Genomic DNA, 17281 nt, shown 5'->3' on the forward strand with positions numbered 1-17281 from the left:
CACTTAAGACTGATAAGCTACTGAATGAGACGTAATCGATGGATGAAGCTGCTCTTCTTTTTCTTTTTGTAAAGCAACTTCCTGTTCAATATTAAAAATCTTCATGAACAGCTCTAAAGACTCTTCAGCATGTTTCTCTCCAGCCAATTCTTTCGCGTGTAAAATTGGATCGCGAAGAAGTTGATTAATTATACTCTTTGTATGTTTATTTAAAACTTTGCGCTCACGATCAGATAAATCTGGGAGCTTACGATCAATGCTTTTCATCGTTTCAGCTTGAATCGTAAGTGCTTTTTGACGAAGTGCAGAAATAACAGGCACAACGCCTAACGTACCAAGCCATGACTTGAAAGCAACAATTTCAGCTTCAAGCATAATTTCAATTTCATCCGCAGCTTTTTGACGCTCTTGCAAGTTGGATTCTACAATCCCGTTCAAATCGTCGATATCGTATAAAAAGACCGTTTCTAGCTCATCTAGTGCTGGATCTAAGTCACGCGGAACGGCGATGTCTACCATAAACAATGGGCGACCTTTACGCGTACGCTCGGCTTCACTCATCATTTGTTTCGTTACTACATAGTCATTAGCTCCTGTTGAACTAATTAAGATATCTGCTTCGCTTAAAGCCTGTTGAAGATCAGCAAATGGTTTGGCTTCTCCAGAAAAACGATTTGCTAGCTCTTGTGCCTTTTCAAATGTTCGATTCACTACCGTTACTTTTTTAGCTCCGCTGCCATATAAATTCTGTACGGCAAGCTGACCCATTTTCCCTGCACCAAGAATCAACACATGTTTGGATGATAAGTCTCCAAAAATCTTTTTAGCAAGCTCTACGGCTGCATAGCTGACAGAAACTGCATTCGCACCAATTTCTGTTTCATGATGTGCTTTTTTGGCTAATGTCACCGCTTGTTTAAACAGCTGATTAAAAACCGTTCCAATTGTTTCTTCTTCTTGAGCAAGCAAAAAGCTTGAACGCACTTGTCCAAGAATTTGTGTTTCACCAATCACCATTGAATCTAATCCACATGCTACTCGGTATAAATGTTCGATGGCTCCATCATTTTCATAGATGGTTAAATAAGGCGAAAACTCTTCTTTATCTATTCCGAACCATTCAGCTAAAAATGCTTTTACATAATAACGGCCCGTGTGTAATTGATCAACAACAGCATAAATTTCCGTACGATTGCATGTTGAAACAATGATGTTTTCCAAAATACTTTTTTGGCCGCTTAACGTTTTCATGGCAGATGCTAGTTCTTGCTCATTAAAACTAAGCTTTTCTCTTATTTCAACAGGGGCTGTTCGAAAGTTTAAGCCGACTGCTATAATATGCATTTGTACATACCCCCTATAATTGAAATGTGCTTATTTATCCGAATTTGACGGGCAGTAACCCCTAAATTTCCAAAGAGCTACAGTGAGATAACTGCCCGTAAAATCCGGCGTTCTTCATTCTACTATTCGTAAAAAACGGCGGGCATTACACAGATGTAAGCTTCGCCTTATCTCTAACTATTATAACATGTTCTATAAGTCATTCGAAAAAAAAATGTGAACAGTCTTTGAAAACATGTGTTAAGATATTAACTGTTATTCCGTAATAAATTGTATCAAAAAAGCAGCGTTTTATCACGTTTTCTGTTTTGAAACACCTGGAGGTTACTATGAAAAAGCAATCAATGTTTTTTGGTGTCTTACTAGTTGGATTTGGAATCTTTTTCTTACTGAATGAACTACATATGAGCATTGCAGCAAAGGTATACACGTGGCCTGTACTGTTAATTTTAATAGGAGCAGCCCTGTTAACTGAGTCTGCTTTATCTCAAGATCATTCAAACTTGCTTGCAAGCTACATATTAATCACTTTAGGTATTCATTTCTATGTAAGTGAACAAATTCCCTTTTGGCCTACGAATATTAGCATGGTCGTTTTTATGGTGGCCATTAGCTTTTTACTCAGTGCTAGAAAAGCCAAATCAGGCTTTTTCCAAGGCGGCACCCTTTTAATTATTGCCATTTTAATGATGTTTTCAGACCGTCTTAAACTATTTTTGCCAAAAGTTGAAGACGGCGTAAATTATTTAACTACCTTCTGGCCTATTTTATTGTTACTAGTTGGGATATATTTATTATTTTTCAAACGAAAGTAATCTATGTAAACAAGTTAAAAAAATGGAACGTTTGACTCACTTCCTGTTAGAGTGATGATAAACGTTCCATTTTTTAACTTCTATTCCTTTGTTTAGTGAGTCATGCGATACTGCAAAGATTTCCACGCCTTATCTTTTCCTTCACCTGTTTCAGATGAGAAATGAATTAATTCATCATTTGGATCTAAATCCAGCGTTTCTCTCACTACTTTTAAGTGCTTTTGCCATTTTCCTTTAGGAATTTTATCAGCTTTCGTCGCGATAACCATAACGGGAAGGTCATGGTGCTTCAAAAACTCATACATCATAACGTCATCCTTTGAAGGGGCATGGCGTAGATCAACAATCATTAACACAGCTTTAAGCTGCTCGCGATTTGTTAAATACGTTTCAATCATTTTCCCCCATGCTTCACGCTCTTTTTTAGACACTTTTGCAAATCCGTAGCCAGGTACGTCTACAAAGTGAAGGATTTCATTAATTAAAAAGAAGTTAAGTGTTTGAGTTTTTCCAGGCTTAGACGACGTACGCGCTAAGCTTTTGCGATTGAGCATCTTATTAATAAAAGATGATTTTCCTACATTTGAACGGCCTGCTAACGCAAATTCTGGCAGGTTTTCTTTAGGATATTGTTCAGGGCGTACGGCACTGATGACAATATCGGCTTGAGTTACTTTCATTTTACCTCTCCTACTAGCGCATGTTCCAATACTTGGTCCACATGTGACACAAGAACGATGTCTAATTCCTCTTGTACACTGTCAGGGATATCTTCAATATCACGTTCATTATCATGAGGGATTAATATTTTAGTTAATCCGGCACGATGTGCACTAAGTGACTTTTCTTTTAATCCACCGATTGGTAATACGCGACCTCTTAGTGTAATTTCTCCTGTCATTCCTACTTCTCTACGCACTGGTTTACCCGTTAGTGCTGATACTAGAGCAGTGGCAATGGTAATTCCTGCAGAAGGTCCATCCTTTGGTACAGCTCCTTCTGGAACATGGATATGAATATCATGTTTTTCATAAAACTTTTCATCAATTCCTAGTTTCTCTGCATTTGAACGCACGTAGCTAAATGCTGCCTGAGCTGATTCTTTCATCACGTCTCCAAGCTTTCCAGTTAGCACTAGTCTTCCTTTACCAGGGGACAAGCTTACTTCAATGGCTAGCGTGTCTCCTCCTACAGTTGTGTAAGCAAGACCTGTAGCAACGCCGACTTGATCTTCCGTCTCAGCCTGTCCGTAACGGAACCTAGGCTTACCAAGGAATTCTTCAAGCGTTTTGGCCGTCACCACCACGCGCTTTTTCTCGCCAGAGACTACGATACGAGCTGCTTTTCGGCAAATTGAAGCAATTTCGCGTTCAAGGTTACGAACACCAGCTTCTCTCGTATATAAACGGATGATTGCTGTTAACGCGTCATCACGAATCTGTAAATTGCCCTTTTGCAATCCGTGATTTTCTAGCTGGCGCAGCAATAGGTGACGCTTCGCGATTTCAAGCTTTTCCAGCTCCGTGTAACCAGCAATTTGAATAATTTCCATTCGATCGCGCAGCGGCCCTGGAATCGTAGCTAAGTTATTAGCTGTAGCCACGAACATCACTTTTGATAAATCATACGTTTCTTCTATATAGTGATCGCTGAAATTATGATTTTGTTCAGGATCCAATACTTCTAACAAAGCAGAAGACGGGTCTCCTCGGAAATCATTTGACATTTTATCGATTTCATCAAGCAGAAATACCGGATTAATCGTTCCTGCTTTTTTCATTCCTTGAATAATGCGTCCAGGCATAGCTCCCACGTACGTGCGACGATGACCGCGGATTTCCGACTCATCTCTCACGCCGCCTAGAGATACTCGTACAAAATGACGATCTAGAGACGTAGCAATTGAACGGGCTAGGGATGTTTTCCCTACGCCAGGAGGTCCTGCTAAACATAAAATAGGACCTTTAAGAGATTTTGTCAACTGCTGCACAGCTAGATATTCTAATACGCGTTCCTTCACTTTTTCAAGGCCATAGTGCTCATCGTTCAGCACTTGTTCAGCATTATGAATATTGAGCGTATCTTCCGTTTCATTTGTCCAAGGTAGCGCAATCAACCACTCGATATAATTTCGAATGACTGAGCTTTCAGCGGAGGTAGCAGGAATTTTTTCATAGCGATCCAATTCTTTAAACGCCACTTGTTTGACATGGTCCGTCATCCCACTTGCTTCAATTTTTTCGCGAAGTGTTGCTACTTCTCCTGTCTTTCCTTCTTTGTCTCCAAGCTCTTTTTGAATCGCCTTCATTTGCTCACGAAGATAATACTCTTTCTGAGTGCGTTCCATTGATTTCTTTACACGCTGTCCAATTTTTTTCTCCAGCTGCAAAACTTCTTGCTCGTCTTGAATATGAGAAATGATCGTATTTAATCTTTCTTTCACATCAGTTGTTTCTAAAATTTCTTGTTTAAGCTGAATTTTTATTGGTAAATGAGAGGCTACAATATCTGCTAATCTTCCTGGTTCTTCAATGTCACTTACGGTTGAAAGAGTTTCAACGGACACCTTTTTGGAAAGTTTTATGTATTGTTCGAAATAGTCTAAAAGCGTGCGCATCAGCGCTTTATCTTCTACATCAACCTGATGTTCTTCGTTTTGTTTTTCCACGTGTACAACAAAATATTCTTCGCTGTCTTCAAATTCTGTAACGGTTACGCGATTTAGTCCTTCTACTAAGACGCGCATCGTTCCATTCGGCAGCTTTAGCATTTGTTTAATTTTTGCTAACGTACCGGTTCTATATAAATCCTCTTTTGTTGGTTCATCGATACCCATATCTTTTTGTGATACTAAACAAACTAAGTGATCATCCATCATTGCTTTTTCTAATGCTTGCACAGATTTATCTCGCCCAACATCTAAATGAAGCACCATTGTCGGATAGACGATCAAACCTCGTAAAGGCAATAGCGGCATTGTCAATTTTTCTTTTTCTGCCATGCAATGAACACCTCCAATGCTCGTCAATTAAAGTATGTAAAGTGTGAATTCTTTTAACAATTTTATCTCATTTGTATACACATTGTCTAACAATAGTAATTACTAATTGTATCATGAGAAAGAATTAAAAGGCAAAATATATCTTTTTAAGCTCTTTTCATAAAAAAACGCCTTTTTCGTTGGCTGTGTATAAAGGTTTTATACGCGAAAAAGGCGATGAATATTCATCTGACCATTAATTTTTAATTATCATGATAGAATTAGCTAGATTCTCTATTTGAAATAGCTGGATCTACCGACAAATGTGCAACATGCTCATGTACAGACAATAGTGCTTGTTCAAACACTTCTGTTAAATGATGGACAGGAATAATATCGATACCTTTTACCTTTTCTACCATTGCATTCATATTTTCTTTTGGCACAATCACCGTCTGAACGCCTGCTTGTTTTGCTGCCTTGATTTTTGGAATTACACCGCCAATTGGCTTTACGTTGCCGTGCAGACCAATTTCTCCTGTCATTGCTACCGTATGTTTAATTGGCACTTCATAAATCGCTGAGTAGATCCCTGTTGCCATAGCAATACCAGCAGAAGGCCCATCAATTGGCACTCCCCCCGGAAAGTTCACATGAATATCATACTCATCGGCTGGAACATCCATCGAGCGAAGAACAGTTATGACATTTTCAATTGAGCTTTTAGCCATACTTTTACGGCGAATAGACTTCCCTTGAGTCCCTATACTTTCCTCTTCAACGATACCCGTAATAATAATGTTCCCTTTCTCTTTTGCAGGAATCGCTTTGACTTCAATCTCTAAAAGTGCTCCAGAGTTGGGCCCGTACACCGCTAACCCATTAATAAGTCCAACTTTTTCCTCATCTGCAATTTTCGGATCGTGTCTTGGAGATAGTTGACTAGAATGAACGATCCATTCAATATCTTCATTTTTAATGTCCGTTCGTTCCTCTGATATCGCTAATCCAGCCGCAATTTGCATCATATTAACCGTTTCACGTCCATTGCGTGCATATGTAGAAAACAGAGATAAACCTTCTTCTGATATATCCATTCTTACTTTATTTGCTGCTTTTTTTGCAACTGTAATAATTTCGTCGCGATCAAGCTCACGGAAAAATACCTCTACGCATCTGGAACGAATGGCAGGTGGAATTTCATTAGGCGTTCTAGTCGTCGCACCAATCAAACGAAAGTCTGCTGGCAAACCATTTTGAAAAATATCGTGAATGTGTGTCGGGATTTGTGTGTTTTCTTCACTGTAATAAGCGCTTTCCATAAACACTTTTCGATCTTCTAGAACCTTTAACAGCTTATTCATCTGAATAGGATGGAGTTCTCCAATTTCATCAATAAATAAAATTCCCCCGTGTGCATCTGTAACCGCTCCTTGTTTTGGCTGCGGAATTCCAGCTTGGCCCATGGCACCCGCTCCTTGGTAAATGGGATCATGAACAGACCCAATTAAAGGATCAGCAATGCCTCGCTCATCAAAACGCGCCGTAGTTGCATCTAACTCTACAAATACTGCTGCTTGTTTAAAAGGTGATTTTTTATTTTTTTTTGCTTCTTCTAACACTAAACGTGCTGCTGCTGTTTTTCCTACTCCAGGCGGCCCGTATACAATCACGTGCTGTGGATTAGGGCCGCAAAGGGCAGCCTTTAGTGACCGAATTCCATCTTCTTGGCCGACAATATCGGAGAAGCTAGACGGCCTCACACGTTCGGCAAGCGGCTCAGTTAAAGAGATGGCTCTCATTTTCTGCAATTGCTCCATTTCTTTCTTTGAATCCCGGTCAATTGAGACTTTTTGCGTACGCTGATTGCGTAATAAATTCCAAAAATATAAGCCAATGATGATACCAAAAAAAAGTTGGACCATTAAGGCAATATTCGTCCAGTTCATAGATAAACCTCCTGCGCAGTTTAGTAAGATAATTATCAGTTATTATCTCCTTGCAGCAGTAGGAATAAACAAGATTCTAGTAAAAAGTAAAATTTAGTTGTCCTTTATCAACAGAAAAAAGCCAGGTACTCAATTTGAGTACCTGGCTTTTTTTATGCTGATGTTTTGCTGCCTTCTTGAATAGTAGATCCGTCTTCTAATACGAACTTAGGAGCCGCTTGATCACGAACAGTTTCACCTGTGATAATACATTTTGTAATATCATCACGTGAAGGAAGATCAAACATTACATCTAACATAATACCTTCAATGATTGAACGTAGACCACGAGCACCTGTTTTACGCTCGATTGCTTTTTTAGAAATTTCTACTAAAGCCTCGTCTTCGAACTCAAGTTCAACGTCATCAAGTTCAAGCATTTTCTGATATTGTTTCACTAGTGCATTTTTAGGTTTTGTTAAAATCTCAACTAGCGCTTCTTCATCAAGAGGTACTAAGCTAGCAGTAACCGGTAAACGACCAATAAACTCTGGAATCAAACCAAATTTTAATAAATCTTCCGGTAATACTTTTGCTAGTAACTCTTTTTCTGTAAAGTCTTGTTGTTTTGTTTCTGAACCGAAACCAATTACTTTTTTACCTAGACGGCGCTTAATAATAGGTTCGATTCCGTCAAATGCACCACCGCAAATAAATAAGATATTTGTTGTATCAATTTGAATAAATTCTTGATGAGGGTGTTTGCGTCCACCTTGAGGAGGAACACTTGCTACAGTACCTTCTAAGATTTTAAGAAGAGCCTGCTGCACACCTTCACCTGATACATCACGTGTAATAGATGGGTTTTCAGACTTACGCGCTACTTTATCAATTTCATCGATGTAGATGATACCTTTTTCAGCTTTCTCCACATCGTAATCAGCTGATTGAATTAATTTTAATAAGATGTTTTCAACATCTTCTCCTACATAACCCGCTTCTGTTAGAGATGTTGCATCTGCAATCGCAAACGGTACGTTTAAAATACGAGCCAATGTTTGAGCTAGTAAAGTTTTACCGCTTCCTGTAGGTCCAATTAATGCAATATTACTTTTTGATAACTCAACGTCATCAATTTTACTGTTTGAATTGATTCGTTTGTAATGGTTGTATACCGCAACGGATAACGATTTTTTCGCATCCTCTTGGCCAATTACATACTCATCTAAAATGTCACGAATTTCTTTTGGTTTTGGTACATCTTTAAATTCTACTTCTTCTTCTGTACCTAACTCTTCTTCTACGATTTCCGTGCAAAGTTCAATACATTCATCGCATATGTAAACACCTGGACCCGCAACTAACTTGCGTACTTGTTCTTGTGTTTTACCACAAAATGAGCATTTTAACTGCCCTTTTTCATCGTTAAATTTAAACATAATTTTCACCCCTTGTAGTATTTACTAAAGTGCTCGAAGCTGATTTCTATCCGCGCTATAGCCCAACAACATGAACAACTCATCTATTTGTAGGTAAATGCCCCTCTTTATCACATAGTAAAAGCGCTATGAAAAGATTTGTATTGCATTTTACCATACATTTTCTTGAATAGATACTAAAACGTTTTATGTATATGTTGTTGATGAGCATAACAGAATGGAGATCTGCTATTATATAGTGTCCTCTTATTGGGCCTATTTCATAACCACGGATTTCAAACAATGGGTTAAAGCTGCTTCTACGGTGTTGGTTATGATATAAAAAAACTATTGAAGTTTATAAAACAAGGCACGATCAAGTCGCGCCTTGTTTCTTACTTACTATTATGCAACAGCTTTGCTGTTTTCTACAAGAAATTCAACTGCTTTACGTACTTTCATGTCTTCTTTAATGCTATCAAGACTGCCAAGCACTTTCTTAATTTCTTCGACAGGCATGTTGTACATTCCTGCCATGTTTTCTAATTCTTTTTCTACTTCTTCTTCGCTTACTTCAAGATTTTCAGCTTTTGAAATAGCTTCTAGCGTTAAGTTGATTTTCACACGCTTTTCAGCATCCGGACGCATTTGGTCGCGAAGAGCTTTTTCATCTTGACCTGAGAATTGGAAATAAAGTTCAAGGTTAAGACCTTGCATTTGTAAACGTTGTTCAAACTCTTGCATCATACGATCCATTTCAGTGTTGAACATTGCTTCTGGAATTTCTACTTCAGCATTTTCAGCAGCTTTTTCTACTAAAGTGTCGCGAAGAGCTGATTCCGCTTGATTCTCTTTATCGCTTTGTAATTTTTCTTTTGTTTTTGCTTTTAACGCTTCTAAAGTTTCTACTTCTTCATCTACGTCTTTTGCAAACTCATCGTCTAAAGCTGGAAGCTCTTTAGATTTGATTTCGTGTAATTTCACTTTGAATTTAGCAGCTTTACCAGCTAGCTCTTCAGCGTGATACTCTTCAGGGAATGTTACTTCCACTTCTTTTTCAGCGCCTACTTCAAGACCAACTAGTTGCTCTTCAAAGCCAGGGATGAATGTGTTAGAACCGATTTCTAAAGAATAGTTTTCGCCTTTTCCGCCTTCGAATGCTTCGCCATCAACAAAACCTTCAAAGTCGATTACAGCTGTATCACCTTCAGCTACAGTTCCTTCTTCTTTAACAACTAGTTCAGCGTGACGCTCTTGAAGTGTTTTTAATTCAGCTTCAACGTCTTCATCTGTTACAGTTGTATCTACTTTTTCTACTTCTAAGTTTTTGTATTCGCCTAATTTAACTTCAGGCTTAACAGTTACTTTAGCAGTGAAAACTAAAGGTTGTCCTTTTTCGATTGTTTCAACATCGATTTCTGGACGATCAACCGGCTCGATACCAGCTTCAACAATTGCATTGCTGTAAGCTTCAGGTAATAAGATGTCTAGTGCATCTTGGTATAAAGACTCTACGCCAAAACGTTTTTCGAAAAGTGGACGAGGCATTTTACCTTTACGGAACCCTGGTACGTTTACTTGCTTTACAACTTTTGTGAATGCTTTATCTAAGGCTTTATCAAACTCAGCAGCTTCAACTTCTACTGTTAAAACGCCTTGATTTCCTTCTTGTTTTTCCCATTTTGCAGACATGAATGTTTCCCTCCAAAATCATTTTAAGTAGTGATTTCTAAATTAGATAATGCAGATAGCCTATCAGTTCAACCCTCAATCATTATCTATTTAACTCCCTATTACTTTAAAGTAAGTAGGAATGTAATGTAAAGATGAAATTCTACTATACGTATTTAAGTGCATTTTACAACCATTATATTATAACATACAACAATGACGTTTCAACTAAACACCACATTTTATATAAAAGAAATTTCTTCAATTTCTTTTAGCACTTTAATTGCCTTTCTTAATTCAGCTGCGGAGAAACTTCCGTCTTCCTCTGCTACAGCTGCATCTGACTCTTCTCCTTGCATCATCAGACTAACAGCATACACCGCTTCTGTCCAAAGTTTTACATTATCACCCGGTAAAAACGGAAATGTAATAAATAAATGACGCTGCCATATTTCAACGGCAACCTGCAGCAATGTAGGATTTTCATGCTCCAGCTTTTCCGTCAGCTGCGCTTCTACTTGCTCGGCAAACAAATACGGTGTTGTTCGTTGAAGCTGAAGCGCATTTACTTTTTTCGTCTCTCCAAACTTACTAATCATAAAATCAATGTCTACTTCTTCTTCCATGACTGTTTTTAAAGCGACTGTTTTTACGATAGGGTGAACAGCTTCAGATGAAAATAGCTGTTCCAGAAAGAAGCGCTGCTTTTCAATTCTCTTTGTTTTTAATGAATGAACCCATTCAAGCTGATCCTGAATATTGTCTAGAGCTGTGAATGATTTAAACTGCTCTAGCTGTTCTTCTTCTGTTTGTTCTTCTATGACTTGTTCTTGATTCATTCTATTTTTACAGAACTCCAATAGCTGATAAAGCTGTTCAGCATGTTCAGAAGGGAGTTTGTGTTCTTGAATAACTGCTTGTAGAGTGACATATCCTTCATGATAATGACCAAGCTGAATTAACACCATGAGGTACATTTGCAAATTATGATAATAATCGCCAATATCTTCTTTCAGCATTTGCTCACATAATTCCTTAGCTATGCCTGCATCACCGAGCTCGACGTGACAAATAACAAGGCCAAGCAAAATTTCATGATGCTTATTATCAAGTTCGTAGGCCTGCTCAAATAAAGGAAGTGCTTCTTGAAATTGCTTGTGCTGCATATGTTCTGTAGCTTTTTCAACCAACCGTTCTTTTAATAGAGGAAAAGCTACAATTTTGTTTTGTTGTTCATTCGACATGTTTTCTCCCCACTTCGCGGTCCATTTGCTTTACAGTTTAGCAATTGAATTAACGGAACGCAAAAAAATCGAGCAAAATCATAATTTTGCTCGATTTTTGGTTAATATCTTACCGTTTTTGCTTCATAAGCAGAAATGTCGTCTTCAAAAGAAAGCGTATAGCCAATTTCATCATATCCATTAACAAGCATATATTTCCAATGGCCATTGATATCAAACGTACGTTCAAAACCTGTTTCATCGGTAATTTTTTGCTGATGAAGATCGATTGTACAGGCGTAAGAAGCACTTTGAGACTCTTTCATTAAATAGGAAACATCTTCTTTTGGTAAAACAATAGGTAAAATACCATTTTTCAGACAGTTTTGTTTAAAAATATCCGCAAATGACGGTGCGATAATAGCACGGAACCCGTAGTCTAAAAGCGCCCATGGAGCGTGTTCACGTGACGAACCACACCCGAAGTTCTCGTCAGCTACAAGAATTGTTGCTCCTTGATTTTGAGGCTGATTTAGTTCAAACGTTTCATTTAACGTTTCATCTTCGTTATATCGCCAATCAAAAAATAGAAATTGTCCAAAGCCAGTACGCTCAATTCTTTTCAAAAATTGCTTTGGGATAATTTGATCAGTATCTACGTTTGCTCGGTCGAGACCTGCTACTTTCCCTGTATGGATTGTAAAAGCATTCATCTGTGTTCTCCTCCTTATCGCACCGCTTGTTCTTGTAGTTTGCGTACATCAACAAAATGTCCATATACCGCTGCCGCTGCTGCCATTACCGGGCTTACTAAATGCGTTCTGGCGCCTTTTCCTTGACGTCCTTCAAAATTCCGGTTAGAAGTGGACGCACAGTGTTCGCCTTGTGGAACTAAGTCAGAGTTCATGCCTAGACACATGCTGCAGCCTGAGTCTCTCCAATCAAAACCTGCTTCAATAAAAATAGCAGATAACCCTTCTTCTTCAGCCACTCGCTTTACTTTTTGAGAACCTGGTACAATGATTGCTCGCACATCTGGTGACACTTTCTTTCCTTTAATAAAGGCTGCCACGTCACGAAGATCAGACAAACGAGCATTTGTACATGAACCGATAAATACATGCTGAACTGGAATCTCTTCTATTGCCATGCCAGGCTGTAAGCCCATGTACTCAAGTGCTCGTGACAAAGACTTTTTCTCAGCTTCTGTTTTACACTCTTCTAATGTAGGAACCTGCTTGCTAACATAAGAACTCATCGCCGGGTTTGTTCCCCACGTTACAACAGGTTCAATTGTATCTGCATCAATTTCCAGCGTTTCATCGTACGTTGCACCTTCATCTGTTGCTAAAGCTGCCCAAGCTTCTACTGCTTTTTCAAACTGTTCTCCTTTAGGAGCATACTGACGTCCTTTAATATAAGAGAAAGTGACATCGTCTGGACTGATTAAACCAGCTTTTGCACCGGCTTCAATAGACATATTACAAATGGTCATGCGCTCTTCCATTGAAAGATCGCGAATACATTCGCCCGTAAATTCCACGATTGAACCCGTTCCAAAATTCACGCCGAACTTTTGAATAATCGCTAACACGATGTCCTTAGCATAAACACCAGGCTGCTTTTTGCCATTCACTTTTACTTGAAGCGTTTTTGGTTTTGCTTGCCATAGCGTTTGTGTTGCCAAAACATGCTCTACCTCACTAGTTCCTATCCCAAAAGCAAGCGCTCCAAACGCACCGTGAGTAGATGTATGGCTATCTCCGCACACAATGGTTTTTCCAGGCTGAGTTAATCCTAATTCCGGTCCAATGATATGCACAATTCCTTGCTCTTCACTTGTTAAATCTAAAAGCTTCACACCAAACTCATGACAGTTTTCGGATAGTTTGTCTACTTGTTTCTTTGCAATCGGATCTTTAATATTAAAACGGTCAACCGTTGGAATATTGTGATCCATTGTAGCAAACGTTAAGTCTGGACGCTTCACTTGGCGATTTGCCACGCGAAGACCTTCAAATGCTTGAGGGGACGTTACTTCATGAATAAGATGAAGATCGATATATAATAAGTCCGGCTTCCCCTCTTCTCGACGTACAACATGTTGTTCCCAAAGCTTATCAATAATTGTTTTTGGTTTCATACTGCTCCTCCTTTCTGATTATGAAAAACGTTTCTCACAAAACGTGAGAAACGCATGATTAACTGTAAGCTGTCATAATGCTTGAAATGGCAGAATCATTGGCAATTACCGCAGTTATCGCCTCCACCATTTTATCGGTACCTAAATAATGATTACCGTCTGCTAAGTCAGCTGTTCGATGACCTGCATGTAATACACTTTCAACCGCTTGTTCAATCACTGCTGCTTCTTTTTCTAACCCAAATGAATGTCTAAGCAACATTGCTGCAGATAAAATAGCAGCAATCGGATTAGCTTTGTTTTGACCAGCAATATCTGGTGCAGAACCGTGAACCGGTTCATATAAAGATGGACCATCAGCCGTTAAGCTCGCAGATGGCAACATTCCTAACGATCCTGTCAGCATAGAAGCCTCATCACTCAAAATATCACCAAACATATTTTCAGTTACCACTACATCAAAATATTTCGGATTACGAATTAACTGCATAGCGGCTGAATCTACAAGCATGTGCTCAAGCTCTACATCCGGGTAGTCTTTTGCTACTTCTTCAGCTACTTCACGCCACACTCTACTAGACTCAAGTACATTCGCTTTATCAACAGACGTTACTTTTTTACGTCGATTTACAGCCGTGTCAAATGCTTGGCGAATAATTCTTTCAATTTCTGTACGCTTATAAAATAATGTGTCAACAACTGTTTCTTCATTTCCTTCTGTTCGGCGCTCGCTAGGCTTACCAAAATATAAGCCTCCTGTTAGCTCGCGGACGATAATGAAGTCAACACCTTCAATGTATTCTTTTTTCAGAGGAGAGGCATCCGCTAAGCTATCATAAAACGTCACCGGACGAAGATTAGCATATAAATCCAGTTCTTTTCGGATAGCTAGCAAACCTTTTTCCGGTCGCAAATGCGAAGGGTTACGATCCCATTTTGGGCCTCCAACCGATCCAAGTAATACAGCATCCGCCTGCTTACAAGTCTCAATTGTACTTTCTGGAAGAGGTGTGCCCGCCTCATCAATTGCAGCTCCGCCAATTAGTCCATACGCAAACTCAAATTGATGATCAAAGCGCTCTCCAATTGCTTTTAAAACGGCAACAGCGCCTTTCGTTACTTCTGTTCCTACGCCGTCACCCGGTAATACAGCGACTTTTTTTGTCATGGTGGTCTCTCCCTTCAGTTCACATTACTTCTTGCTTTGTACGATGCTGCTGAATAGCGATTAAACGATTAATAGCGTTCAGATATGCTTTCGCTGACGATTCTAATACGTCAAATGCTACTCCGCGTCCGCTTGCTTCAGTTCCTTCGCTTTCAACCTTCACAAATACTTCAGCTAGTGCATCCGGCCCACCGTTAATAGACTGAATACGATAGTCTAATAGTTTTACATCTTGTTCAACACAGCGCTGCAGCGTATTATAGATAGCTTCCACGCTTCCAGATCCCGTAGCTGCTTCTTGAATCTCTTCGCCGTTTTCTTTGCGAAGCGTAATCGTAGCCGTAGGAATATTGTTCGTACCATACTGAACTTGCAGACTTTCAAGCTTATATTCACTGTCTTTGCTAACTTGCTTTTGAATGACTAATGCTAATAAATCATCATCGGTAATGTCTTTTTTCTTATCTGCTAAGTCTTTAAACTTCTCAAAAAGCACGTTTGCTTCTGTATCTTCCAATGTGAATCCAAGCTCTACTAAGCGTGTACGGAACGCATGACGGCCTGAGTGTTTACCAAGCACAATTGGATTTTGTTTAACACCCACAAGTTCTGGGGAAATAATCTCATATGTTAACGGATTTTTTAAGACGCCATCTTGGTGAATACCTGATTCATGAGCAAAAGCATTTTTTCCGACAATTGCTTTATTTGGTGCAATATTCATTCCGGTAAGCTTACTGATAATGTCACTCGTACGCTTGATTTCAGGCAAGATAAGACCTGTGCTCGCTTGATAGAAATCTTGACGGACATGAAGCGCAAGTGCTACTTCTTCAAGAGCTGCGTTACCCGCACGTTCTCCGATTCCGTTAATCGTTCCTTCAATTTGAGTAGCTCCTGCTTCAATAGCAGCCATTGAATTGGCCACAGCTAGCCCTAAGTCATCGTGACAGTGAGCTGACAAATCAACTTTATGAATATTTGACACATGTTCTTTTAAGTAATGAAATACTGATTGATAGTCACCAGGAGTGATAAATCCTACTGTATCTGGAATATTAACGACTTTTGCACCAGCATCAATAACTGCTTCTACAATTCTAGCTAAAAACGGTAAATCTGTTCGACATGCATCTTCAGCAGACCATTGAACAACCGGGAATTTTTTACTTGCGTACTTCACCATTTCCACTGCTGTTTCAAGTACTTCATCAGGTGTTTTTTTCAATTTATGCTGCATATGAATTTCGGAAGTAGCGATAAAGACATGCAGTCTTGGTTCTGCACTTTCTTTTAACGCTTCCCATGCAATGTCAATATCTTTTGTAACAGACCTTGCAAGGCCTGTTACAGAAGAATTTTTGACAATAGACGCAATTTCTTTTACGGATTGAAAATCACCTTTTGAAGAAGCGGGAAATCCAGCTTCAATGATGTCGATACCTAATCGCTCTAACTGCTTAGCAATTTCAAGCTTTTCTTGTAGGTTCAAATTGACTCCAGGTGACTGTTCACCATCGCGTAGCGTCGTGTCAAATAGTTTAATTTTTTGCACTAGCGATCACCGCTTCTTTCTTTTGTTTTTTAACAAATGGCATCATTTCACGTAATTGAGCGCCAACTTTTTCAATTAAATGTTCGTTTTCACGGTTATTGATAGCTGTAAATTCCGGACGATTTGCTTGGTTTTCTAGGATCCAGCCTTTTGCAAATTTACCTGTTTGGATATCTTCAAGAACTTTTTTCATTTGTTCTTTTGAACGCTCATCTACAACGCGTGGTCCTGAAACGAAGTCACCCCATTGAGCTGTATCAGAGATTGAATAACGCATGCCTTCCATTCCGCCTTCATACATAAGGTCAACAATTAATTTTAATTCGTGTAAACACTCAAAATATGCAACTTCCGGTTGGTAGCCAGCTTCTACAAGCGTTTCAAAACCAGCTTTAACTAATGAAGTTAAACCACCGCAAAGTACTGCTTGCTCACCGAAAAGATCTGTTTCTGTTTCTTCTTTAAATGTTGTTTCTAACACACCCGCACGAGCTGAACCGATTGCTTTAGCATAAGCTAACGCTACGTCTTTTGCTTCGCCAGTTACATCTTGGAATACTGCGAACAACGCCGGTACGCCAGCTCCTTCTTCATACGTTCTTCTTACAAGGTGACCAGGGCCTTTTGGAGCTACTAAGAATACGTCAACGAATTCAGGTGCTACGATTTGGTTAAAATGAATGTTGAAACCGTGAGCAAATACTAAAGATTTTCCTGGTTTTAGTCCTGGAAGAATTTCTTCGTTATAAACTTTTGGCTGATACTCATCTGGAAGTAATACCATTACTACTTCCGCTTGTTGAACTGCATCTTTTACAGATAATACAGTGAAACCGTCTTGCTCTGCTTGATCCCATGATTTACCTTTACGTAATCCTACTACCACGTTTACTCCGCTGTCGCGTAAGTTTTGTGCATGAGCGTGACCTTGTGAACCATAACCTACGATTGCTACTGTTTTACCTTGTAATAATTGATCCTTTGCATCTCCGTTATAATATACCTTTGTCATAATAAATCTCTCCTCTTAGTTTAT

At 39.1% G+C, this 17281-nt stretch carries 13 protein-coding genes; 1 reads left to right on the forward strand and 12 read right to left on the reverse strand.

Annotated features, from left to right (window positions below; all coding sequences use genetic code 11):
* Positions 1-3: 3 nt before the first annotated feature.
* On the reverse strand, positions 4-1344 hold the full coding sequence (gene hemA / locus U9R83_RS23375; RefSeq protein ID WP_014458106.1) for a glutamyl-tRNA reductase: 1341 nt from the start codon (positions 1342-1344) through the stop codon (positions 4-6).
* A 329-nt stretch (positions 1345-1673) separates the two neighbouring features.
* Between hemA and U9R83_RS23380 the strand changes: the two genes are divergently transcribed.
* Positions 1674-2159, forward strand: a complete 486-nt coding sequence (locus tag U9R83_RS23380) for a LiaF transmembrane domain-containing protein (RefSeq protein ID WP_328575435.1) — start codon at positions 1674-1676, stop codon at positions 2157-2159.
* 92 nt (positions 2160-2251) lie between these two features.
* Here U9R83_RS23380 and yihA read toward each other — a convergent pair whose 3' ends face one another.
* The 11 genes from yihA to ilvC all read right to left on the reverse strand — a co-directional run bounded on the left by yihA (position 2252) and on the right by ilvC (position 17257).
* Positions 2252-2839 (reverse strand): ribosome biogenesis GTP-binding protein YihA/YsxC, encoded by a 588-nt coding sequence (yihA, locus tag U9R83_RS23385; RefSeq protein WP_013059364.1) that lies wholly within the window; start codon positions 2837-2839, stop codon positions 2252-2254.
* The gene (gene lon, locus U9R83_RS23390) at positions 2836-5160 is read right to left on the reverse strand and encodes an endopeptidase La (RefSeq protein ID WP_014458105.1); all 2325 of its coding nucleotides are present in this window, start codon (positions 5158-5160) and stop codon (positions 2836-2838) included. The genes yihA and lon overlap by 4 nt, the downstream gene beginning before the upstream one ends.
* Positions 5161-5420: 260 nt before the next feature.
* Positions 5421-7088 (reverse strand): ATP-dependent protease LonB, encoded by a 1668-nt coding sequence (lonB, locus tag U9R83_RS23395; protein ID WP_014458104.1) that lies wholly within the window; start codon positions 7086-7088, stop codon positions 5421-5423.
* A gap of 152 nt (positions 7089-7240) precedes the next feature.
* On the reverse strand, positions 7241-8506 hold the full coding sequence (gene clpX, locus U9R83_RS23400; protein ID WP_013059367.1) for an ATP-dependent protease ATP-binding subunit ClpX: 1266 nt from the start codon (positions 8504-8506) through the stop codon (positions 7241-7243).
* A 384-nt stretch (positions 8507-8890) separates the two neighbouring features.
* Entirely contained in the window at positions 8891-10177 is a 1287-nt protein-coding gene (gene tig, locus U9R83_RS23405; protein ID WP_016765666.1) for a trigger factor, read from the reverse strand.
* A 221-nt stretch (positions 10178-10398) separates the two neighbouring features.
* Positions 10399-11400, reverse strand: a complete 1002-nt coding sequence (locus U9R83_RS23410; RefSeq protein WP_014458102.1) for a tetratricopeptide repeat protein — start codon at positions 11398-11400, stop codon at positions 10399-10401.
* 101 nt (positions 11401-11501) lie between these two features.
* Positions 11502-12092 (reverse strand): 3-isopropylmalate dehydratase small subunit, encoded by a 591-nt coding sequence (leuD, locus tag U9R83_RS23415; protein WP_014458101.1) that lies wholly within the window; start codon positions 12090-12092, stop codon positions 11502-11504.
* Positions 12093-12106: 14 nt separating this feature from the next.
* The gene (leuC, locus tag U9R83_RS23420) at positions 12107-13522 is read right to left on the reverse strand and encodes a 3-isopropylmalate dehydratase large subunit (RefSeq protein ID WP_014458100.1); all 1416 of its coding nucleotides are present in this window, start codon (positions 13520-13522) and stop codon (positions 12107-12109) included.
* Positions 13523-13580: 58 nt separating this feature from the next.
* Complete coding sequence (gene leuB, locus U9R83_RS23425) at positions 13581-14690, reverse strand: 3-isopropylmalate dehydrogenase (RefSeq protein ID WP_014458099.1); 1110 nt, start codon at positions 14688-14690, stop codon at positions 13581-13583.
* Positions 14691-14709: 19 nt separating this feature from the next.
* On the reverse strand, positions 14710-16245 hold the full coding sequence (locus tag U9R83_RS23430; RefSeq protein WP_014458098.1) for a 2-isopropylmalate synthase: 1536 nt from the start codon (positions 16243-16245) through the stop codon (positions 14710-14712).
* The gene (gene ilvC / locus U9R83_RS23435; RefSeq protein ID WP_013085141.1) at positions 16232-17257 is read right to left on the reverse strand and encodes a ketol-acid reductoisomerase; all 1026 of its coding nucleotides are present in this window, start codon (positions 17255-17257) and stop codon (positions 16232-16234) included. The genes U9R83_RS23430 and ilvC overlap by 14 nt, the downstream gene beginning before the upstream one ends.
* Between the last annotated feature and the right edge of the window lie 24 nt (positions 17258-17281).

The sequence above is a fragment of the Priestia sp. LL-8 genome (genome assembly GCF_036227845.1).
Lineage (GTDB): Bacteria > Bacillota > Bacilli > Bacillales > Bacillaceae_H > Priestia > Priestia zanthoxyli.